A 23,383-nucleotide genomic window follows, 5' to 3' on the forward strand; every position below is an offset into this window, starting at 1 on the left:
TCCTAAATTTTCACTGTCTGCCTTGCAGCAAACAAGTATAAAAGACGTTCTTTGATCGGAATTTGCAAGATAGCTTCCACCGCTTCTTGATAAACTGCTAATTGAACGCCGTACCTAGCAGCCATTTCATGGCCAATATCCGGAATCTGGCCAATTTTATCCGTTTTGTAGTCAAGCAGGATCCATCCATCTTCTTCCTCAAAAATGCAGTCGACAATCCCTTGGATGATTTGGTGATCTCCTTCGAAATCTTCTTTCGCATAAGTAAAAGGAACTTCCCGTTTGATGTTTTTCGCATGTAACAAACGCTCTGCTATATCACTGCCATAAAAAAGTTCAATGTCATTTATATTGACCGCTTTGCCTTCTTCAGGCGATAAGATTTCCATGCCTACCAGCGTTTCTACAAATTCTTTGATTTCAGGAGCCGCCAATTTTCTGTCTAATGGGATGTGCTGCATAACGGCATGGACAGCGGTTCCAATATCAGCAGCCGACAAACTTTTCTCTTGCATAAAATCTGGACGGTGAACCAAAGTACGACGCAATGGCGCATTTGCCTGAATGAACGATTCAGGTTCATCGAGACGCTGCAGCATCTGCAAACGTTTCATCTCAGAAACCGATTGCTTCGACCTCTTGTCCACCGCATTCTGGAAAGGATACCGGAAATCAAAACGGCTAGCTACTTCTTCTGTAAAGTCTTGTTCTCCTTCATGCGGCCGGAGCAATTCATCGACGTCAATAGAAGCTGGGAGCAATGAAGTGGATTCAACAATGCGAATGAGAAATTTGGAATCGTGCGGCAAAGAACTGCTGTTGCCTTGTAAAATCTCTGCAGCATCCGGATGACGCGAAATTGCTGGACCGATCCAGTCCAAGTAACCTTTTGCCCGCGACCGGATATAATCCGGAAGTAAAACAGCCGGCGAGTTCACTTTCCATTTTTCGATCGTTCGATCGATGTCTTTCACCGATGCTGTCAGATAAAGGCGTTCTTTGGCCCGCGTCATCGCTACATACAATACACGCATTTCTTCTGCCTTCATTTGAAGCTGTTTCATTTCTTTCACCGCTAAAAATGGCAATGATGTATATTCCAAACGCGTGTCAGGATTCACCGCTTTTACAGCCAATCCATAATCCTGGTCAAATAAATACGGCTTATGAAAATCCATTTCATTGAATGACCGGCCGGTCCCTGCAAAAAAGACCACTGGAAATTCGAGCCCTTTTGACTTGTGGACTGTCATTAGCCGAACCACATTCTCTTTTTCACTCAGTGATTTGGCAGTACCCAAATCATCCCCTCTGTCCCGCATTCGGTCGATAAACCGGATGAATCGGAACAAACCGCGAAACGATGTTTTTTCATATTCCAATGCCCGGTCATGCAGCGCACGCAAGTTTGCTTGACGCTGCTTGCCGTTCGACATCGCTCCAGCCATTTCGTAATAATTCGTATCTAAATAAACCTGCCAAATCAGGTCGGCAAGCGAACCGCGGCGAGCCAAATTGCGCCAGTCCTCCAAATGCAGCATAAAACGGCGCAGTTTTTCTGCAGCTGCCGGATCGATGCCGGATCCCCCTAAGATAAAGGTTTTAACCGCTTCATAAAAAGAGGCTTGCGGAGCTGCTAAACGGATTTCAGCTAATTCATTTTCTTTAAGGCCGATAAATGGGGCCCGCAGTACAGACACTAACGGAATATCCTGATAGGGATTATCGATGACACGCAGGGTATTTAGCATGATCATGACTTCAAGGGCATCGAAATAACCGCCTGTCAATTCAGCATACAATGGAATTCCCGCTTTCTTGAACTCATCAACAAAATCTCCCGACCAAGTCATGGACCGCATCAATATGACAATGTCGCTATACTCCAATTTGCGCTGCTCTTTTTTCCATGGATCGTAGACAAGTGTCTCTTTTTCTACCAATTCACGGATTTTCTCAGCAATATAACGGGCCTCCCACTGGGATTTAGCCAAATCCTCTTCCGGTTCTTCTTCATTTTCCGGCTCATGGATCAATGCCAGTTCAATGGGGATTTCCTGTTCAGGATACGGCGCTTTTGTTTTTAAAGCGGCTGCTTCATCGTAGTTGATTTCTCCAACACGTTCACCCATGATTTGAGCAAAAATATAGTTGGTCCCATTCAAAATCTCTTTCCGGCTTCTGAAATTGGCATTCAAGTCAATCCGCAGTCCTGTTTCTTGCGAGTCTTTCGTAAACCGGCCATATTTGCCGAGAAACAGCATCGGTTCAGCAAGCCGGAAACGGTAAATCGATTGTTTCACATCGCCCACCATAAATAAATTTCCGTCTTTTTCCCCTCCGGATTTCACTAATGAAAGTATCGTCTCCTGAAGCATATTGGTGTCTTGATATTCATCCACCAGCACTTCTTTAAACTGGTTCTGATAGTCTTTTGCAATTGCTGAAGGCTGGCCTTCCTCGCTCAAAATCTGAAGCGCATAATGCTCCAAATCCGAAAAATCGACAATCGCTCTTTCAATTTTCAGCTCTTTGTACTGATTGGCGAAGACTTTCGTCAATTCCACCAATGTTTTCATCAATGGAGCCATTTCACGCATTTCATCAAGCAAGCGTTTTGGCGTGCGCATAAAGTATGCTTCAAAGACGTTGTTGACGATTTTCTTAACGTCGCTGCGTCTCGCTTTTGCTTCTTCAGCAAGCTGAGGATCACAGCTATCTTTTCGAATCGTGGCCGCTTTCGCCCAGCTGAAATTTTTCGCAAAGGAATACAGACTGTCCCATGAATCTTCTAACGAATAAATCGCAGTACGGATCAAATCCATATCCATTTGGAAAGTCTCACTCAGCAAATAGGGGCCGTCCGGCTGGTTTGCCAAATCATTCCCTTCAGATGCCAGATGCAAGGCTTCTTCGAAAGCATGACGTATCGTCATTTTCAAATCGCCTATAAACGGCAAATCATCTACCGAAGCTCCTTCTGGCACTGCGTAAAGGTTTGGCACTTGTTCAAGCCAACCCGCAGGATCCGGGTGAACCCGCGAATAATCATACAATTTGTTCAACAGCACTTCCATGGCCTGGTCGTTTCGGTCTGACGTAAAGCTGTCAGCGAGCCGATAAACAGCATCCGCTTTGTCGCCTTCATATGCTGATTCCAAAACGGCTTCAAGTACATCGTCCCGCAGCAAAGCAGCCTCTGTTTCATTGGCGATCCGGAAGCCCGGATCGATCTCCAGTAAATAGGCATATTGTTTAACCACTTGCAGGCAAAATGAATGCAGCGTAGAAATCTGCGCTTTATTGATCAGCCGCAATTGCTTGCGCAAATGCTGGGATTCGGGATTTTCAGCTACGGCTTTTTCTAAAGCATTTAACATCCGCAAGCGCATTTCAGCCGCAGAAGCGTTGGTGAAAGTGACGACAAGCAGCTCATCCACTGATATCGGGTCTTGTTCAGCCACCACTTTTTCAATCATCCGGTTGATCAATACAGCTGTCTTCCCTGATCCAGCGGCTGCGGAAACAAGCATATCCTGGCCCTTAGCCCAAATAGCTTGCCACTGTTCCTCTGTCCAAGTAGCATCAGTCGGTTTTATCGGGATCATCGCTTGCAGTCTCCTTTCGAATAAGTTCTATTGCTTTTTCACTGCTCAAATCTGGCAGTTTGCGGTAACTTTGATCTGGATCTGACGGATCAAATTGGCAGATGGAGCGGTAAGAACAGAATTGGCATGGCGTGTCTTCTTTCACTTTATAAGGAGTGATTTGAGTATCGCCATCTAAAATGCCGTTGCCCGCTTTTTGGTGTTTATTGCGGACAAAATGGCGAATCATTTCCATGTCTTCTCTTTGTACCGTTTTGGACTGGGATTTAGAAATTTCGCCTTTTTTGTTCATTCGGACTGGAATTACATTTGAAAAGCCTTCAATTTCACTGTCCATCGCATAAATCACATCCGGGTCTTCTACAATCAACCCATTCATTTTAAATGATTTAGCAACTTCTTCTTCAATTTCGTCCGCAGTCATCAGCTTGGACAGCTTCAGCATAGGATTATGCATATGGAAATACAGGACGCCAGCCGGTTCTGCCTGAGTGCCGAGCCAGCGCTCCGAATGAGTTAATGCAACATCCAAATAGGTGAAGGTCTGCAAAGACAGACCATGATAGACATCACCGAGGTCCAGGCCTTGTTTTGAAGACTTATAATCGACAATCCGGATATACGGCTTGCCATTGATTTCTGTCGAATCGATTCGGTCGATGCGCCCGCGTACATTCATTTTGCGGCCGCGCTTTAATGCAATATCAAGCGGCGGAATCGCTTCCGCTCCTCCAAATCCAACATCCAACGCCACAGGTGCAAAGCCGGTCACTTTGGCGTGCCTGCTGAGCATAAAGGCGGTTTGGCGAATGATTCCTTCCAATTTATGCTGGATATAGCGGTAGCGGTGTGAACTGATGAGGATGTGATTAACAAAATAAGGCGACAGCTGTTCAATGGCGCCTTTAGCCAATTCCTGGCATTGCTTCCGGCTTAAAGAAGACCAAGAAACACCGAGCCGGCTCACTTCGTCTGAAATCCATTTAATAGCTGCATGGAACAAATCCCCCATTGCCGGAGCTGCCAATTTATATTGGTCCCGCTCTTCCAGTCTCAGTCCATATGAAACATATTGAGCGAATGGACAGCTGAAATAAGTTTCGACCCGGGAGACGCTTGAAGAAACAGGCAAACCATAAAGCGGTTCTGCAATTTCTTCACGCAGTTGATCTGCCACATTCGGTTTAATCGGTTCGACAATCCGTTCGACAACAGACGCCCAGAATAGATCTTCACGGTAATATGACAGGACGGCCCGCCATTCCGGCGCAAGCTCCCCTGCACGCAGCTGAGACGTTAAATAAGCCAGGCTGGCACGAGGATGTGATATATAAGGCAGCGGAGAAGCGTTTTTCAATTCTTCAGGATCAATCACTGCTGGTGTCAGTTCCAGATTGAACATATCTTTAATCTTCTGGATGTATAACGACGGCATCATCGCTTTTCCTTCTTCGTCTGCAATCGGGTAAGAAACAGTCAAAAAATCCGATGATGCAGTGAATGTACGGTACGCTGTATAAGTTTCATCCATCAGACGCATTTTTGAAGTCGGAGCCAGTTCGATGCCGATCGTTGCAAACCATTCCCGTTCCGTATCGGTCAGCAGCCCTTCCTGCTCCACGCGCTGAGGCAGAACGCCATCATTCACTCCAATGACAAATACCGACTTGATATCCATAAGCCGCGCTAAATCGATTTTAGACACTGTTATTTGATCAAGAGAAGGTGGAATGCGTGAAAACTCCAATGTTTCAAACCCTTCATCCAAAATTTTAACTGCCGTGCTGAGTTCCACTTCCTTATCCCCGAACATAAGCACAAATTGGTCCAGCACTTCAATCCACTGTTTCCAAGCTTGTTCATGCTCTGTAGCAGCCAGCAAGCGATGCTCTGATTCTTCCCGCTCTTTTAAGGATTGCAGTTTCTCGTAGACATTCATTTGTTCAATGAATAAATAAAGGGCTTCCGCAATTTCTCTGCCCGTTGAACACTCATCTAGTTTGTCCTTCAATGCTGACAGCGGTCCTCGGATCAAATCGCGTACAGCATGAAGTTCCATTTGTGCAGCCAATTCTTCATCCGTCTGGATGCCAGTATGGAACTCCAAGCCCCGGTATTTTTTATAGAACCAGCGCTTTTCTTCAAACCAGCGTTCACCGTAGATTCCATTTGCAATGATGAAATTCTCGAGAAGGTCACTGCGTTCCCGCCATTTCGATACACTGCCTTCCGGGAAAAATAAATCTGTTTTAACAGCACGGAAGACCGGCTCATAGGAATAATTGGACAATACGGCTTCCAGCACCGACCGGCTGAATTCAATAAGCGGATGGTGCAGCATCGATTTTTTGCGGCTGATGAAATACGGAATATCGTATTGCGGAAAGATGGTATTGATGAGTTCATCGTACACTTCAGGCTGTCGATATAAAATAGCAATATCTTTATAACGCATGCCTTCACGTGTCTGCTGCCGGATGGACCGCGCCATCGCATGCACTTCCGCTCTCCGGTTGGAAGCTTCGACTAAAGAGATGGCGCCGCTTGATACTGAAGTTGCCAACGGATAATCATCAAAGTGTTCTTCAAGATGCGCGAGTTCGGCCTTGTTGAAACGCTGCTGCATGTCCATATGCACCGGCAGGTCGACATCGACGCCTCCTTTTCTAGCCTGCTCTGTTAATCGCTGAGCTGTATTTGCGGTCTGATAGAAAATTGCCTGCTCATCATGCGCATCTGTGCCACGGTCCAAAGGGAGAGCGATTGTGACGTTTTTAGCGTACTTCATCAACTCGAAGATGATTTCGTATTCACGTGCAGTAAACGTAAAAAAGCCGTCAATGTAAATATCTGCGGACTTGATCGTTTCGGAAAATTTGATTTTTTCGGCCAGCAAAGCCAAATGGCCTTCAGAGTCCACAAAGACTTTTCCAAGCCGGCTTTCAAGTTCCGTCAAGATGAGCTCCAGATCCGCCGCTTTATCCAATAAAGTGCGCGGGGCTCCAGCAGAAGCCAAAGAAGCCCGGATTGTTGTCAATTCTCCGCAATCGACACAATACCTGGCAAATTCTTTTACAAGCTGTTCAATCTGATCGGTGAACCCTCTTTTTCCGGCCGCTCTCCGAAACAATTGAAATTCTTCCCTGTGCTCTTCCAATAAACTGCGGATCAGCATGCGATATCCAAAAGTGTCTACTTCTTTCCGGCTGATTCCGCCAACTTCCTGCAGGACACGCCAAGCCAGCCTCTTAAAAGTGGCTGCCTGAGCACGGATCATCCCGCTCATGCCATAGGCAGAAGAAAGCCGATATTCTGTTGAAAACGACATCTGGTCCGGTACAACCAAAAATATCGGATTTCCAACTCTGCTGCGTTTTAACTCTTCTGCAATCTCTTCTTGGATAAACCGGGTTTTCCCTGATCCGGCTCGTCCATATACAATTCGCAACGACACGACTTCACTCCCTCTCAAATAGAACGTTTGTTCTTATTATATAAGAATTAAGCTATAGTTGCCACTTTACAGGCAGTTTATCAAATTTCTTTTTTGCCTTCTTCGCTGGCTCTGCGAAAGTCCGCTTCTACCCGCTTATTGAGCCTTTTTTCTAAAATCTTCCCTATTATGTAAAGCAGTACTATGACCACAACAACAATAGCTGTACGGATAGGCTGTGTAAACAAAGCTTTAATATCATAGCCGACAAAAGAAATCATAAAGACCATGACGAACTTGCCCGCCATCACTGTCAGTAAATAATAATGTCTGCTGATGTTCGATAATCCCGCAACCACGTTGACGAGAGCCGATGGAGTAAAAGGAAAACAGAGCAGCAAAAAGAGCGGGCCAAAGCCATTGCGTTCTACCCAATGAATCAGCTTTTCAATCTTTTGGTGTTTCGTCATGAAGTTCATAAAACGGGCACGGCCATATTTCCGCACTACTAGAAAAACAGCATAAGCTCCTAGAACTGTTCCCCCCCACGATAAAAGAAAGCCAATCCATAAGCCATAAGCTGTCGCATTGGCAAAAACAAACACGAACAAAGGCAAAAATGGCATGAATGCTTCTATAAATGGCAGCAAAAAACCGATAAGAGGACCAAATGCCCGATAAGATTGAGTTAATTCAATTATATTTTCCATCGAGAAAAAATCTGACATGCATTTCATCCTTTAAGTTTCGTAGATTTTAAATTATTGTTTCTTTATTAATTATTACTATCTTCATATGTTGAGCTAAAGAAACTCCTTTTATATGCCGCTTCGGCCGCTTTGGGCAGGACTCCTGATGAGCCCAGCCCCTGGACGCGCCGGCGCTGGATAAGCTTTCTATAAGGGAAATAATCATCTATTTACATCTTTGATTATTAACCACTTAGATATGGAGCAAAACAGCGAAGAAAATACTACTGTCTCTCCACACTTCGTCACACAGAATTGGCACTCCCACGTCAAGCAAAGCAGCATTGCGAAATATTCGCAGCTGAAAATTATCTATTCTACTTTTATACTTTCATGAAGCATATTAGAATCTGTTAAGGCTTTATAAAACAGCCTTCAAAAATCAAATGGTATTTGATATGCTATATTAATTACTTTACACTCTTTCTCCTCATTTGGAAAATGAGTAATACTTATACATAAGGAGCGGGTCAAATGGATGAACGCGGGTTTTCAGCAGGTTTAAAAGCTGGAGTCAGTATAGCGATCGGTTATTTTCCGATTGCTTTGACATTTGGACTGCTTGCCAAAACTACCGGCCTTTCACTAATCGAAGCGACGGCAATGAGTATCTTCGTTTTTGCAGGAGCTGCTCAATACATCTCTTTGTCGCTGATTGCTGCTGGTGTTTCCCCCGTTGTTATTGTAGTGAATACCTTCGTCGTTAATATCCGCCACTTCTTAATGACGGCTGCGCTGAATGAAAAGATGCAGCCGGATGCCATTTGGAAAAAAGCCCTTTACGCTTTTGGCATCACGGACGAATCGTTTTCAGTGTTGGCTACACAATCAGGTGGCAGGCTCAAGACTTCTTTTGCTGCAGGAGTCATTATTATTTCATATGGCAGCTGGGTAGTATTTACAGCGATCGGGCATCTGATCGGTGCTAACCTCCCTCAGTTTCTCCAGGCCTCAATGGGAATCGCTTTGTATGCCATGTTTGTCGGCTTGCTTGTTCCATCCATGCGCGGCAACAGGAAAGTGGTAAGCTTAGCGGCAATTGCTGGCATTATTAATTCGCTGTTCTATTTTACCGGTTGGCTGTCAACCGGCTGGGCAATCTTAGTATCGACACTTGTTTCCGCTATATTTATTGAATATATTTCTCCGAAAGCGAGGAAAGCATAATGGGTACCTGGTTTTGGTGGATGATTCTTGGAATGGCGGCAGTCACTTATATTCCACGCGCTATTCCGCTGACATTTTTAGAAGGGCGGGAACTTCCTGCTTCCGTTCAAAATGTTCTCAAAAACATTCCTTATGCAGTTCTCGGCGCGCTTATTTTCCCTGCTATCTTTTTCATTCAGGAAAACATGTGGTTTGGCGTATTAGGGGCTGCTGCAGCTTTTGGACTGGCTTTCATGGGAGCAAACGTAATGGTTGTAGTTCTGGGTTCTATCGCTGTTCTAGCAGTTTACAGCTTAATCTTCATGTGATATGCATCCTATAAAATAGAAAAAAGCCGTCACTCATCTTCATGAGTTTCGGCTTTTTTCGAGCGGTTATACATGTTGGTTGCATACCAAAACCCTAAAGTTAAAGAAGCGGCATTCACGGCATATAAAAACCAAGTATTGGTGTATCCTGCATAAACTGCCGCTGCAATCAATGCAATTGTTAAGATCAACGCTACGATATGATTAAACGTGACTCTCGTGAATAAGACAACAAATAATCCTGGCAGCAGCAGCGACAATATAAACTTCGTGAACATCGATTCCATTTGCGATAAACTCCTCAGTTGACAACAATCAATCCTAATCGGTGATGATCATGCCGGAAAATTATATGCTGGCGAAGTCTCACTTCATGGCTGTGGTCGAGGACTTCCAACCGGCAATGCGCTGCATTTACTTGAATCGCTTCATATAATTCCGTTTCGTTCGAAACAGCCAAGCCATTCACTTTGCGGATCACTTCGCCGCGTAAAAGGCCCATTTTATGCGCGGGCGAATCAGGCAGTACATCGACAATCATCACTCCTTGAGAATGTGGTGTTACAGCATGGTTTCCTTGCCGCTCTTTCATCTCAAAATACAGGGTAATGACCAGCCTGCCTATAACTCCTAAAATAAGGGCTATAATGGCCAATGGCTCCCATAGCAATGATGCTAATGCCAGAACCGCTATTCCAACACCCAGTTTCCATGTCATTTTGCCGATTGCGGGATACAGATAAACCGGCAATGTTTTTCGTGCACGGTTTTGAAATCCAAAAACAAAAGGAAAAAGTATAAATGAGAAAGAGCTTTGCCCGATTGGAATCTGCGGCCAATAAGGTGCCACTTCCTCGATAAGAGAACCTGGCACTGCTAGCAAAACTGGAATAAGCCATAATCGCTTAGAATCGTAGGCTGCGGCCTTTAGTCCCCTTGGTGACTTCTGCAGTCTTGGTGAAGCTGAAGGAGCTCCATTTTTACTGATCATCAGGCCTTCTGCAATTACGAACCCGCCTGCCAAAAGTGCTGCCGGCAACAACCATTCCCAGGCAATATAATAGCCATCATAATTGATGAACCCTAAGTTGACCGACCATTCATTGAAATCAAACAGCCAACCAAGAGCCACCGCAGCCGCCGCTAGATAAATAAACGAACCTGCTTGATAAAATCCTGAAATCACCATGATTATGCTGACAATACTCAAAGCAACCAGCCATTCTAAAGGAATGACTAAGCCGGCTCCGGCAAAAATCACTGAAAAAATTAAAGCATACTTCCAGCCGTCTTTCAGGAAACCGGAAAATTCTGTCCAGCCCCATACAATTCGCGTACGGAACATTTTCCGTTCGCGTTTCACCCGAAAATACCCTAATAAAACTGCGGCTAACAGTGCTATGTATAAAAGCGGGTTAATAAAAAATCTGCCTATATCTAGTAACGCGGTCATTATCACTTTTTTCACACCATCCTATCACTGGCAACTAACGTTTCTTATCATTGTACCAAAGAAATGGCAGACTCTGCACTTCTTTTTAGTTAATTGAAGGCTGCGCTTAACTGCGCCAAAATATCTTCTGTTCCTTCTATGCCAGCAGACAAACGGATTACTTGTTTCGTCACGCCGATTTTCACTTTTTCTTCATCTGATAATGCGCGGTGGGAAGTACCGTAAGGATAAGAAACTGTCGTTTCAACTCCCGCTAATGTCGGTACAATTTTAATCCATCCCAATGATGAAAAGAATTTTGAAACATCTGCTGTTTCAGGTAAAGCGAACGTTACAATCGCGCCTTTTCCTGGATACCAAACTTGTGCTTTCCCTTCTAAAAATGCCGCAATCGCTTTTGCATTTGCAGTTTGCGCTTTCATCCGAACTGCAAGTGTTTTAATTCCCCGCAAGGTAAGCCAAGCTTCAAAAGGGCTCAAATTCATTCCCAAGTTGACAATGCGGTCTTCAGCATCAGCAATCAGCACTGCATCGCCTACTAAGACGCCGGCTGTTACATCGCTATGCCCGCCTAAATATTTTGTCGCACTATGAGCCACTAAATCTGCCCCTGAATTATACGGATTTGTCGTATAAGGAGTGGCGAACGTATTATCAATCATAACTTTAACTCCATAGTGTTTTTTAAGCTGAACGAGAACTTCAATATCCTCTACTCTCAAAAAAGGATTGGTGATTGACTCACTGAAAATCAGTTTAACTTCCGGATAGTCTATCAATATTTGTTCAATCTCACTGGTATATGCGAAATCAGCAAAATGCACTTGTATACCCATCCTTGCCAATTCACCTTTTAATAAATGGAATGTTCCACCGTATACATCTTGAGCAGCTACCACATGATCGCCTGCCTTGGCAACGGACAAAATGCCGGCCAGAATAGCCGCCATCCCGGAAGAAGCTGCCACTCCCCGAGGTGCACCTTCCATAGTTGCGACAGTTTGGCCAAGCGCATCCGTATTGGGATTTGCAGTACGCGAATAAAGGTAAGTGCCATTTCCTTCATAATAACCTTCCAGCTCTTCAAGCGAAGAAAAAGAAAAAGCTGACGTCTGATACAACGGCATAACTTTGGGTTTAATCGTACGTTCCTCTAATGCTGCAGTATGTACAGCTTTTGTTTCAATCATATCCATTATTACAGCTCCTCACTCTAAATTTGAAACCATCTTCTCAATCATTGTTTCATCCATCGGCCCCACAATTTTGTTTTGCACTCTTCCCTTTGTATCAATCAAATAACTGGTAGGAATCGTAACAGCTTGGTAAGAAGCACCGATCTCACCTTCTAAATCCATTGGTATAGGAAAAGTCAGGTCGTATTCATGGACAAATGTTTTCACTTTGTCAATGCCCCGGTCTTCGGTAGTCAAATTTACTGCAAGGATTTCTACGTTTTCTTTCTTAGCCTGTTCTTCGTAATACTTTTGCATATGCGGCATTTCTGCCCGGCACGGAGGACACCAGGTCGCCCAAAAATTAAGGATCACTTTTTTCCCTTGATAATCCGATAAGCTGACAGTTTCACCATCTAATGTGGTAAGTTCGAAATCAGGCGCCACTTTACCTTTAGCCAAGCCTTCATCAGTAGCCAAAAATTCGACATCACTGCCTAAAGCAATATTATCAAATTCAGATGTGTTTTCAATATTATTTTTTACAATGCCGGCTATTACAATTCCAATCATCGCAGCAATCAACAATAAGCCGAACAGCTTTTTTGACATCCCTCATTCACCTCATTCAAACTTCATCATACGATAAAATGCAACCACTATTCCACTGCAGACTCCAGTTAAAAATGGCTTTTATGTGAAAGCTCTTATATTCGGAGGTTTTCGCACCCACAAACTCAAAGTGAATAAAAAAAGCCGGCATCACTAGCGATGCCGGCTAAAACGTTTTATAGAGCAATATAATTAGCAGGGTTTACTGCGTTTGTACGTGCACCATTCCAAGGACCCACATGAATTTCAAAATGCAGGTGAGATCCGAATGAGCGTCCTGTATTCCCCATTTTCCCTACGCTTTGTCCTTGAGAGACCGATTGGCCGACAGACACGCCAATAGAGCTTAAATGAGCATAAACAGTTGCATGCGTCTGGCCATTGATTGAGTGAGTAACGATAACAACATTACCGTACCCGCCCATGGATCCAGCATAAGAGATATATCCGCTTGCTGCAGCTACGACATTTGTCCCAACTCCATTAGCGATGTCTACGCCTTGGTGGAATTCCTGTCCAGCCCCGATATCGCGCCATCCAAATTTAGACGTATAACGGCCAGATGTCGGTCGGATAAAGTTCGAGCTTACAGCTTGCTTCACTGCCGGTGGAGTATAAACAGCAGCCGGTTTTGGTGCTGGTACTGGTGCTGGTGCTGCTGCTCTAGAGGATGAAGAGTCCGCAGACTTCGAACGTGCCTCCGCTTTTGCTGCTGCCGCAGCTTCAGCCGCGGCACGTTCTTCTGCAGCTTGTTGGGCTGCTGCTGCTTCCGCTGCCGCTTTTGCTTGAGCTGCTCTTTCAGCCGCTAATTTGCGCTGGCGCTCTTCTTCCGCTTTTCTTGCCAATTCAGCAAGACGCGCTTGTTCATCCATGATTTGTTTCTCGAGTTCAGCGGTAACGTCAATTGCTTCTTCACGCTGCTGAACCAAATTCGCTTTTTCACTCGCTAAACGCTTTTGCTCGGCTTGAAGGTTTTTCACTAAACCGGCTTGTTCAGCTTTTTGGCCATCAAGAGACCCTTTTAGTCCTTCTAGTTCTGCATGGCGTTTTTCCTGTTCAGCCAGTTTTGTTTCCACTTGTGCTTTTTGCTCCGCAAGAAGTTTTTTATCTTCTGCTTGTTCGCGCATAATTTCGCGGTCTGCATCGATCAAAGTGTTAACTGCTGAAAAACGGTCGATGAAATCAACAAAGCTATTAGCTCCAAGCAATACATCTATGTAATCTACAGATCCGCCGCTCAATTGAATCGCGCGTGCGCGTTCTTGCAGCAAAGCCGTTCTTTCATCAATTTTACGTTTTAATTCTGCGATTGAAGCCCGTAGTTCTTCAATTTCCGCTTTTGTTTGCCCAATCTCGCCTTCAACGCTAGTAATTTTTGCTTCAGTTTCTTTGATTTTCGCGTCTAATTCATTGATTTGAGCCATGATCTTTTCTAAAGTTGATTGGTTTTCAGAAATTGCGTTTGTTTTTTCGCTAATTCCTGAATTCAATTCACTTTGTTGCTGCTGTGCTTCTTGCTTCTTTTGTTCCAGTTCACTTAGTTTATCAGCATTAGCTGTCGGCACTAAGACCGACAACGCTAATACAGAAGATAAACCAGTCAACATCCACTTAGACATTGGCTTCGAGTTCAATTTCATGTTCCCCTTTCGGAATTACGTTCATTCTTTCTCTCTGTTGTTTATCTATTTTTAGACACGCAAGAATTTTCGGATCGACATAAAGCTTCCCCAAACACCGATAAAGACTCCCATCACTAGAATCAAAGCACTCACTTGGTAAATGAGCGGAGTGAAGTCCAGTATCTGCATCAGTTCACCGCTTAACTTCGGTTGAACAAATTCAGTGACATTGTAGTATAACGCGGCAACTAACCCAATTGGGATTATGGAACCCAGTAAACCAAGCCACATGCCTTCTAAGATGAATGGTATGCGGACAAACCAGTTTGTCGCGCCCACTAATTTCATAATCTCAATTTCACGCCGTCTTGCAACGATTGTGATCCGGATTGTATTTGAAATGAGGAACATTGCTGTGAACAACAATGCCAGGATCAAAATCAATCCTACATTTCGTCCCGTGTTCAGGAAGTCGAAAAGTTTCTCGATTTTGCCTTCTCCATATTCCACGTCTTCGATATTTCCGATTTTCGCTATTTCAGCAGCAACTTTTTCAGTTTGCTGCGGGTCAGCCGCTTTTACATAGAAAACATTGAACAATGGATTACTTTGTTCAAATAAACTTAATTCATCTCCAAAATCCAGTACCAAATCCGTCAATTCTTCTTCTTTTGTGGAATAGTCAACTGATTCTACTCCAGGCATATCAGTAAGAATCTGCTCTATATGTTTAGTCCCTGTTTCATCTGCTTCGAGAGAAACAAACACCTTAATTTCAACGTCATTTTCCAAATCATCGGCAACTTTGTTCAAATTCATCATAATCATTACAAATACTCCTACAAGAAGCAATGTAACTGTAACAGCACTGACAGATGCAAATGTCATCCAGCCGTTACGCCCGAGGCTTTTTAAACTTTCACGAAAATGGCGTCCTAATGTTCTAACCTTCATAGCCGTAATCACCTCCGGCCACATCACGTACAATTAATCCGCCTTCGATAGCGATAACCCGGTGTCTCATTGTATTTACAATTTCACGGTTATGTGTGGCCATTAAAATTGTCGTTCCGCTTGCATTAATCTGTTCAAACAAATTCATAATATCCCAAGACGTTTCGGGATCTAAGTTTCCTGTCGGTTCATCGGCGATAACCACTTTCGGTTTGTTGACGATTGAGCGGGCAAGGGAAATTCGCTGCTGTTCCCCTCCGGACAATTCATCCGGGAACATTCTCGCTTTATGTTTTAATCCCACCATATCCAGCACGTTCAATACACGTTCGCGGATCTTGGCTGGCGATTCTTCAATCACTTCCAGTGCAAAAGCAACATTCTCATAGACATTTAGTCGCGGCAACAATTTGAAATCCTGGAACACTACGCCCATTTGACGGCGAAGCAATGGAACTTTTTTGTTTTTTAATGTAGCAATATCAATGCCATCCACTAACATCTGTCCTGAAGACGGGCGTTCTTCCCGATACATCATTTTGATGAAAGTCGACTTTCCTGCTCCACTCGGACCTACTATATATACAAATTCGCCTTGCTCAATTTCAACGTTCAAGCCATTGAGAGCAACGATGCCATTCGGATATTTCTTGTAGACATTCTTCATTTGAATCATTTAATAACCACCTATATTAATTAAGTTTCCCTAAGCTGACTGTTACTTCAAAAAATCCGGCAGACTCATTATAACATCCTAAACCTATATTTTTATTACAGTTATGTATCAATTAACATCAGGTTTTGAAATATAATATTATATAGGCATAAAGTTTTTTTGTTTCTAAAATTCAAAACAATCTAGGTATTTTGAACTTTAATCCTATATAAAGGTGGCTTTTAATTAATAATGAGACATAAGAAAAACCGGCTAAGTTAGCCGGTTTACTTTTTCTCTGATAACCATTTTGCTACTGCGTCCGCTTCTTCACCTTCGATAATGCCTGCTGGCATCGCGCCTTTGCCATTTTCTATGACACCGCGAATTTCTTCTTCTGATAAACGAGCTCCTACATTATTCAATGCAGGGAAATTACCTGCACCTTCCAGATTTTCACCGTGGCAGGATATACAGTTTTGCTGTACCACTTGTTCAGGGTCTACCGAAGTTTCTTCTGTGCCCGCGCTGTCAGGCGTATCAGCAGGTGGCGCAGCTTCATCTCCTCCGCCTCCGCATGCTCCCAGGACTAAAGCAGAACCGAACAGCAAAGCCATTAATTGCTTTTTCATGCATGGTTCCTCCTCCATTATTTATTCATACATAATAGAGTATACCAAAGTTAGGACCGTTTAAAACCTTCCCCTAGTACTTCTGCTGCATCAGAGACAATGACAAATGCAGAAGAGTCGACACTTTTTACTAATTGCTTCAACCGGGTAAATTCAGTTTGATGCACAACGACCATAATAATCGGTTTTTCCGTTTCCGTATAACCACCTGTCGCCGCCAGCTTTGTTACGCCCCGATCGATTTCTTCGTAAATGGCATCACGCATTTCCACTTGTTTGTTCGTGATGATATAGACAAGTTTTGAACGGCCAAATCCAACTTGTACTAAATCGATGGTTTTCGTGGTTACATACAGCCCTACTAAAGCATACAGGCCTTTTTCAATGTCGAAAACAATTGCAGCCGCCAGTACGATTAATCCATCTATTAAAGCCACACTCGTTCCTAGTGTAAATCCCGTATATTTCGTAATAATCTGAGCTGCCAAGTCTGTCCCACCCGTAGAAGCTTTGCCTCTAAAGACAATCCCAAGACCGGCGCCAACCATAATGCCGCCAAATAATGCACCGAGCAGCGGGTTTAACGTCCATGGTTCCCAGGAAGCTGTCAAATATACAACAAAAGGCAAAAATATTGTGCCGACAGCCGTTTTAATACCGAAATTCTTCCCTAATAATATAACACCGGCTATAAACAGCGGAATATTAAATGACCATTGGACAAAAGCCGGTGTCCAATCAAACAGCCCTTTTAAAATGGTGCTTATTCCACTGACTCCGCCTGAAGCTACTTCATTGGGCAATAAAAACACGTTAAATGATATTGCAACGATTGCTGAACCAATAAGGATACTGAAGTAATCATTAACTAAAGTCAGCATTGGATGCGGCTCTCGGCGATTGCGCTGTTTTGTTTTGTTCATGATGGCGTTTCCTCTTTTCATTTAGTGTTCATTAGAATCTTGTCAGAGTATAGCAGACGAGAGCAAAGTTGTGAACTTCATCGGGATAAAGCAAAAAGCTGCGCCCTAAGCCAAAGAATGACTTAAAGCACAGCTCTATTTCGATTCATTTTAATGGAGACAAAGAATCTGCATCCACTGGTATTTCTTTTATTGCATTTTTGAACGCAGCAGCGAATTGATGAAACCATCAAGATCGCCATCCATTACAGCTTGCAGGTTGCCAGTTTCATAGTTGGTGCGGTGGTCTTTGACCATTGAATAAGGATGGAATACGTAAGAGCGGATCTGGCTTCCCCAGCCAATCTCCTTTTGCTCACCGCGAATTTCCAGAAGCTGAGCTTCCTGCTCCTCAATTTTCAAAGCATATAATTTCGCTTTAAGCATTTGCATCGCTTTTTCACGGTTTTTGATTTGAGAACGCTCTTGCTGACAAGTAACAACCGCACCCGTTGGCAGGTGGGTAATGCGGACAGCTGAATCCGTCGTATTAATGTGCTGGCCACCGGCACCGCTTGCACGGTACGTATCAATTTTCAAATCTTCCGTACGGATGTCAATTTCAATTTCTCCGGTGAATTCCGGCATTACTTCACATGAGACAAACGAAGTATGGCGCCGACCTGAAGAATCAAACGGAGAAATGCGTACCAGGCGATGTACGCCTTTTTCCGCTTTTAGATATCCATAAGCATTATGGCCTTTGATGCCAAGCGTTACAGATTTAACTCCGGCTTCATCTCCCGCCAGATAATCCAGTGTCTCTACTTTGAAGCCGCGCTTTTCAGCCCAGCGTGTGTACATTCGAAGCAGCATGGAACACCAATCTTGAGATTCTGTGCCGCCAGCTCCTGGATGCAATTCCAGAATCGCATTGTTTTTATCATATGGTTCACTTAATAGCATAGTGAGTTCATAATCGCTTAAATCCGAGATGAATGTTTTCATTTCAGAGCTGATTTCTTCGTGAAGTTCTGCATCATTCTCTTCACGCAGCAGCTCTAAAGTCATTTCCAGGTTTTCCTGTGTATCTATAAAGCTGTGATACGTATTGACAATTTCTTTTAATCCATTCAACTCGGATATAATAACTTGTGCTGAATCCTGATCATTCCAGAAGTTCGGGTCAAGCATCATCTCATCCAGTTCTTGAATCCGTGCCTCTTTGTTTTCTAAGTCAAAGAGACCCCCTAAAGTCCGCCAATTTACTGGCTGATTTGTCGAGCTCGTTGCGGATATCTGCTAAATCCATCATTTCGTGTTCCTCCTCAAAATAACACCGAAGAGCAGATGCTCTTCGGTATTTACGTGCCTTTATTTCATTAAATCAATGCCAGCCATTAAACTTTCGCTGTAACGCCGTGGCAGTTTTTAAATTTCTTGCCGCTGCCGCAAGGACAAGGATCATTGCGGCCAACTGTCATTTCTTTACGGACAGGCTCTTTTTTCTTTTTAGGAGCCGGTCCATCTTCTTTTGGATTGACCGCTTGGCCTTTCGCAACTTCTTCACGCTCAAGGTTATTGCGGATTTCCGCTTTCATGGCATACTTTGTCACATCATCTTCGATCGCTTGAACCATGTCTTCGAACATCGCAAAGCCTTCATTCTGATATTCGCGAAGTGGATCGTTCTGAGCATAAGCCCGCAAGTGAACTCCTTGGCGAAGTTGATCCATGGCATCGATATGATCAATCCATTTTGTATCGATGGAACGGAGAAGAACAACTTTTTCGAATTCACGCATGCGCTCCGGCGTCATTTCTTGTTCTTTTTCATCATAATGCTTAATAGCAGCTGCTTTTATGAAATCAATCAGCTCTTCTTGTGTTTTGTTTTCCAAATCTTGCAGGTTGATGATGTTCTCAGGCAGTAAAGTAGCTCCAATAACATCAACTAATGATTTCAAATGCCATTCTTCCTGCTTTTCTCCAGTCGTATGAGAATGAACCATACGCTCGATTGAACCATTGATCATGTTTTCCACTAATTGGCGCATATTGTCAGTTTCAAGAACTTCCATACGTTCTTTGTAAATAATCTCGCGTTGCTGGCGCAGCACATCATCATATTGCAGCAAACGTTTACGGGCATCAAAGTTATTGCCTTCTACTCGTTTTTGCGCAGACTCCACAGAACGGTTCACCATTTTTGACTGCAATGGCTGAGAATCATCCATACCGAGTTTACCCATCATTGCACGCATGGAATCCGAACCAAAACGGCGCATCAGCTCATCTTCCAATGATAAGTAGAATTGAGTGACACCTGGATCCCCTTGGCGACCTGAACGTCCGCGCAGCTGATTATCAATACGGCGTGATTCATGCCGTTCCGTCCCTAATACTGCTAATCCGCCGGCTTCGACAACACCTTCGCCAAGCTTGATGTCTGTACCGCGGCCAGCCATGTTGGTGGCAATGGTAACCGATCCTTTTTGGCCGGCATTCAAAATAATTTCTGCTTCATGGGCATGGTTTTTAGCATTCAGGACCGAATGCTTGATTCCTTTTTTAGACAAGTAATCTGAAATGATTTCAGAAGTTTCGATAGCAACTGTACCAACCAATACGGGCTGGCCATTTTTGTGGCGTTCTGCAATATCTTCTGCAACAGCTTTGTACTTTCCGGCAATTGAAGCGTAGATCAAGTCAACGCGGTCATCCCGGATAATCGGCTGGTTTGTCGGAATGGCAATTACATTCATATTATAGATATTTCGGAATTCTTCTTCTTCTGTTTTCGCTGTCCCTGTCATACCGGAAAGCTTTTCGTACATACGGAAGAAGTTTTGGAAGGTGATGGTTGCCATTGTCATTGACTCGTTTTGGACTTCTAATCCTTCTTTTGCTTCAATAGCTTGATGAAGCCCATCTGAGTAACGGCGGCCTTTCATCAATCGGCCAGTAAATTGGTCGACAATTATGACTTCACCTTCTTGAACCACATAATCAACGTCTTTATGCATCGTTACATGGGCTTTAAGTGATTGGTTAACGGCATGGTTTAAGCGTACATGTTTTATATCAAATAAATTATCAATGCCAAAAGCTTTTTCAACTTTTTCAATTCCTTCTTCAGTCAAAACCACACCTTTTGTTGATTCATCATAAGTATAATCCTTATCTTTCATCAACAGGCGAGCAAACGCATTTGCCTGAACATATAGCTGAGCAGCTTTTGCCGCTTGGCCAGATATGATCAATGGTGTACGGGCTTCGTCGATTAAAATGGAGTCGACTTCATCGATAACGGCAAAATTCAATGGCCGTTGAACCATATCTTCTTTGTAAAGGACCATGTTATCACGCAAATAATCGAATCCTAGCTCATTGTTGGTGCTGTAAGTGATATCTGAGGCATAGGCTTCGCGCTTTTCTTCTTTCGTCAAGCTATTCAAGTTTAAGCCGACTGATAAACCAAGCCATTCAAATAGCTGACCCATTTCCGTCGCATCTCGGCTGGCCAAATACTCGTTGACTGTTACAACATGGACGCCTTTTTTCGAAATGGCATTTAAATAAACAGCCATAGTGGAAGTTAAGGTTTTACCTTCCCCGGTTTTCATCTCCGCAATATTGCCTTCATGCAGAGCGGCTGCTCCCATAATTTGAACTCGGAAAGGAAACATCCCAAGAACTCGTTTGGATGCTTCACGGACAGTGGCAAATGCTTCCGGCAATAAATTATCCAAAGACTCGCCTTTCGCATACCGTTCAATAAATACGCCTGTCTTAGCTTTTAAAGCATCATCTGAAAGAGCCGCATACTCAGATGCCAGCGCTTCTACTCCATCGGCTGTCTTTTCCAATCTTTTTAAATCCCGTTTATTCGGGTCAAATACCTTATTCAATACTCCAAGCATTTATAACCGCTCCCTGCGTAGTGTCCGGCTCACCTATTCAGGTCTCCAGATCGCTTTTGCTTTTAGTTTTTAGCTCTAGGTCTTTTTAACTTAGAGACCTTGTACTCTTTATTCCATGGCAAAAAATCTCATTACTTATTTTAACATTGCTAGTATCGCTGTGCAAATAAAGAGGACCAACACACAGGCTTGTTTTCCTCTAAAATACACTTCATTTTTATTGTTCTGAAAGCACAGCAGACAGGTATTCCCATTTTCTTGATTATGTATTACTTTCAGGCAAAAGAAAAGCCTCTCTTTTAGAGAGGCTTTTTCATTATTCGACGCTAGTTTCAATCAATCCATAACTGCCGTCTTTGCGTTTATAAACAATATTTGTTCCATTTGATTCTGCATCAGTGAAGACAAAGAAATTGTGGCCAAGCATATTCATTTGCAAAACGGCCTCTTCTTCGTCCATTGGTTTTAAGTCAAATTGCTTTGTTCGGACAATTTTAATGTCATCATCATCTTCATCTAAATCAGCATTTGAATCATATGTTGGTCTTGTTTCTTGCTCTGCTATGGCAAACGCCATTCCCATTCCGTCACGTTCACGGAACTTGCGGTTGATCTTCGTTTTATATTTCCGGATTTGACGTTCCAGCTTGCCAACAATCAAATCGACGGCTGCATATAATTCATCATGCCGTTCCTCGGCACGCAATACTAAATTTTTCATTGGAATTGTTACTTCCACTTTAGTTTGGCTGTGGTTAATCGCTTTTAAATTGACCATTGCGGTTGCGTTAGTGCCTTCAGGAAAGTAGCGTTCAATTTTGTCTACTTTCTTTTCGATGAACTCTCGGATTGCGGGAGTTACTTCAACGTTATCACCTTTAATATTGAATTGTAACATGTTAACTCCTCCTTCTTTTATACCTATCTATACATTTCTATATCTTCCCTTAACTCTCCTTCTTAAAACGCTAAAAGTTTCACCTTCATGAATTGCAGGTAAATATAGTGACAAGGAGATGAATTTTATGTTTACAAACAAAACCGTTATTATTACTGGAGCTGCACAGGGCATTGGCCGCAGCATTGCCGAACATTTCAAAGCTGAAGGGGCTCATGTTATTGGATTGGATGTCAAAGATGTCGAGATTGAAGGCGTGGAATACCGCCAGTGTGATGTTGGGAATTTCGAAGAAGTCATCCGGGTCTTCTCAGATATCAATAAAGATTTTGGTTCAATCCACGCATTGATCAACAACGCTGGTCTGTCGGAGTTTAAATCGATTTGGGAAGTAGATGAAAGTGACTGGGACCGGATTCTCGACACTAACTTAAAGAGTGTATTTATCTGCAGCCGGGAAGCTGCCCGTTATATGACTGAAGATATCCGTTCTATCGTTAATATGGCTTCAACCCGTGCTTTCATGTCAGAACCTAATACAGAAACTTACTCCGCTTCAAAAGGGGGGATTTTTGCATTGACCCACTCACTCGCAGCCACCTTGAGCGAAAAAAACATCCGGGTCAATTCAATCGCTCCTGGATGGATTCATACCGGTTCTGAAGAACTGCGTGAAGTTGATCACCACCAACATCTGAGTAAGCGCGTTGGAAAATCCGATGACATTGCCCGTGCCTGCCTATTTCTTTGTGACCCAAGAAATTCATTCATCACAGCAGAATGTTTGGCCATCGATGGCGGCATGACCCGCAAAATGATTTACGAGCATTGAAACAAGCCTGCCGGTACCGGCAGGCTTAAGGGAAACTCTAGAATTTCGCACGGTCAATTTTTTTTGCACGAAGGATAGCTAAAACACGTTGACTCAAACTCTTTTTTATCGGATTTCTATACAAGACTCAAGTTCATCCGCTATCAGGCTTTCTCTGATTTGGTTTTTTGTCCATTGTACCCCGATCAGGTAACCGCCAGTAATAGGAGTCTTCCAAACCATATTAGCTTGTGCCTCTATTTTTTCATGATTAATCTTAAAAACCCCTGTAAATGAGCTGTCTTCCTCGAAGATATCTTTTTCCGTAAAAATTTTTGCTCCCCGCGGCGAGACGTCCAGCAATAAACCGTAACAAGGGAAATGAATGTTATTGCCATACACCATTTCAATAAAAATTTCAGCCGGTTTTCCAAAACTATGACGATAGCTTTCTGTCCTGTTATAAAACATTTAATCCCTC

The 23,383-nt window shown here is 43.4% G+C and carries 19 protein-coding genes; 3 read left to right on the forward strand and 16 right to left on the reverse strand.

Features of this window, described 5'->3' with window-relative positions:
• Positions 1–2: 2 nt before the first annotated feature.
• From addA to ACSFXN_RS12465, 3 genes are all read right to left on the reverse strand, one after another.
• Positions 3–3,608, reverse strand: a complete 3,606-nt coding sequence (gene addA / locus ACSFXN_RS12455; RefSeq protein ID WP_437150428.1) for a helicase-exonuclease AddAB subunit AddA — start codon at positions 3,606–3,608, stop codon at positions 3–5.
• A complete protein-coding gene (gene addB, locus ACSFXN_RS12460; RefSeq protein ID WP_437150429.1) occupies positions 3,586–7,062 on the reverse strand; it encodes a helicase-exonuclease AddAB subunit AddB in 3,477 nt (1,158 codons plus the stop codon). Before addB ends, addA begins: the two co-directional genes overlap by 23 nt.
• Before the next feature lie 80 nt (positions 7,063–7,142).
• Positions 7,143–7,769: a TVP38/TMEM64 family protein gene (locus ACSFXN_RS12465; protein WP_300989823.1), complete on the reverse strand. Its 627-nt coding sequence runs from the start codon at positions 7,767–7,769 to the stop codon at positions 7,143–7,145.
• Between the two features lie 495 nt (positions 7,770–8,264).
• Here ACSFXN_RS12465 and ACSFXN_RS12470 point away from each other — a divergent pair, with 495 nt between their 5' ends.
• The gene (locus tag ACSFXN_RS12470; RefSeq protein WP_437150430.1) at positions 8,265–8,957 is read left to right on the forward strand and encodes an AzlC family ABC transporter permease; all 693 of its coding nucleotides are present in this window, start codon (positions 8,265–8,267) and stop codon (positions 8,955–8,957) included.
• Positions 8,957–9,265: an AzlD domain-containing protein gene (locus ACSFXN_RS12475; protein WP_437150431.1), complete on the forward strand. Its 309-nt coding sequence runs from the start codon at positions 8,957–8,959 to the stop codon at positions 9,263–9,265. Before ACSFXN_RS12470 ends, ACSFXN_RS12475 begins: the two co-directional genes overlap by 1 nt.
• A gap of 29 nt (positions 9,266–9,294) precedes the next feature.
• Here the strand turns inward: ACSFXN_RS12475 and ACSFXN_RS12480 are convergent, their stop codons facing one another.
• From ACSFXN_RS12480 to hpf, 12 genes are all read right to left on the reverse strand, one after another.
• Positions 9,295–9,552: a CsbA family protein gene (locus tag ACSFXN_RS12480; protein WP_437150432.1), complete on the reverse strand. Its 258-nt coding sequence runs from the start codon at positions 9,550–9,552 to the stop codon at positions 9,295–9,297.
• 14 nt (positions 9,553–9,566) lie between these two features.
• The gene (locus tag ACSFXN_RS12485; protein WP_437150433.1) at positions 9,567–10,628 is read right to left on the reverse strand and encodes a PDZ domain-containing protein; all 1,062 of its coding nucleotides are present in this window, start codon (positions 10,626–10,628) and stop codon (positions 9,567–9,569) included.
• Positions 10,629–10,807: 179 nt separating this feature from the next.
• Positions 10,808–11,914, reverse strand: a complete 1,107-nt coding sequence (locus ACSFXN_RS12490; protein ID WP_437150434.1) for a trans-sulfuration enzyme family protein — start codon at positions 11,912–11,914, stop codon at positions 10,808–10,810.
• A 12-nt stretch (positions 11,915–11,926) separates the two neighbouring features.
• A complete protein-coding gene (locus ACSFXN_RS12495) occupies positions 11,927–12,505 on the reverse strand; it encodes a peroxiredoxin family protein (RefSeq protein WP_437150435.1) in 579 nt (192 codons plus the stop codon).
• A gap of 176 nt (positions 12,506–12,681) precedes the next feature.
• Complete coding sequence (locus tag ACSFXN_RS12500) at positions 12,682–14,124, reverse strand: murein hydrolase activator EnvC family protein (RefSeq protein WP_437150482.1); 1,443 nt, start codon at positions 14,122–14,124, stop codon at positions 12,682–12,684.
• A 72-nt stretch (positions 14,125–14,196) separates the two neighbouring features.
• Entirely contained in the window at positions 14,197–15,081 is an 885-nt protein-coding gene (ftsX, locus tag ACSFXN_RS12505; RefSeq protein WP_437150436.1) for a permease-like cell division protein FtsX, read from the reverse strand.
• Positions 15,071–15,757: a cell division ATP-binding protein FtsE gene (gene ftsE / locus ACSFXN_RS12510; RefSeq protein ID WP_437150437.1), complete on the reverse strand. Its 687-nt coding sequence runs from the start codon at positions 15,755–15,757 to the stop codon at positions 15,071–15,073. The genes ftsX and ftsE overlap by 11 nt, the downstream gene beginning before the upstream one ends.
• A gap of 266 nt (positions 15,758–16,023) precedes the next feature.
• On the reverse strand, positions 16,024–16,368 hold the full coding sequence (gene cccB, locus ACSFXN_RS12515) for a cytochrome c551 (protein ID WP_300989834.1): 345 nt from the start codon (positions 16,366–16,368) through the stop codon (positions 16,024–16,026).
• A gap of 50 nt (positions 16,369–16,418) precedes the next feature.
• Entirely contained in the window at positions 16,419–17,249 is an 831-nt protein-coding gene (locus ACSFXN_RS12520; RefSeq protein ID WP_437150483.1) for a YitT family protein, read from the reverse strand.
• 231 nt (positions 17,250–17,480) lie between these two features.
• Positions 17,481–18,582 (reverse strand): peptide chain release factor 2 gene (gene prfB / locus ACSFXN_RS12525; RefSeq protein WP_437150484.1). Its coding sequence is split into 2 segments (ribosomal slippage): positions 17,481–18,509 and positions 18,511–18,582, totalling 1,101 coding nucleotides; the frame shifts between segments, so codons are not numbered across the junction.
• An 88-nt stretch (positions 18,583–18,670) separates the two neighbouring features.
• Positions 18,671–21,193 (reverse strand): preprotein translocase subunit SecA, encoded by a 2,523-nt coding sequence (gene secA / locus ACSFXN_RS12530; RefSeq protein ID WP_437150438.1) that lies wholly within the window; start codon positions 21,191–21,193, stop codon positions 18,671–18,673.
• A 316-nt stretch (positions 21,194–21,509) separates the two neighbouring features.
• Positions 21,510–22,091, reverse strand: a complete 582-nt coding sequence (gene hpf / locus ACSFXN_RS12535; protein ID WP_300989837.1) for a ribosome hibernation-promoting factor, HPF/YfiA family — start codon at positions 22,089–22,091, stop codon at positions 21,510–21,512.
• 127 nt (positions 22,092–22,218) lie between these two features.
• Here hpf and ACSFXN_RS12540 point away from each other — a divergent pair, with 127 nt between their 5' ends.
• Entirely contained in the window at positions 22,219–22,923 is a 705-nt protein-coding gene (locus ACSFXN_RS12540; protein WP_437150439.1) for an SDR family NAD(P)-dependent oxidoreductase, read from the forward strand.
• Between the two features lie 105 nt (positions 22,924–23,028).
• Here ACSFXN_RS12540 and ACSFXN_RS12545 read toward each other — a convergent pair whose 3' ends face one another.
• Complete coding sequence (locus tag ACSFXN_RS12545; RefSeq protein WP_437150440.1) at positions 23,029–23,373, reverse strand: PilZ domain-containing protein; 345 nt, start codon at positions 23,371–23,373, stop codon at positions 23,029–23,031.
• Positions 23,374–23,383: the final 10 nt, after the last annotated feature.

This window comes from Planococcus sp. 1R117A (assembly GCF_051417975.1).
In the GTDB taxonomy this organism is placed as follows: Bacteria; Bacillota; Bacilli; order Bacillales_A; family Planococcaceae; genus Planococcus; species Planococcus shenhongbingii.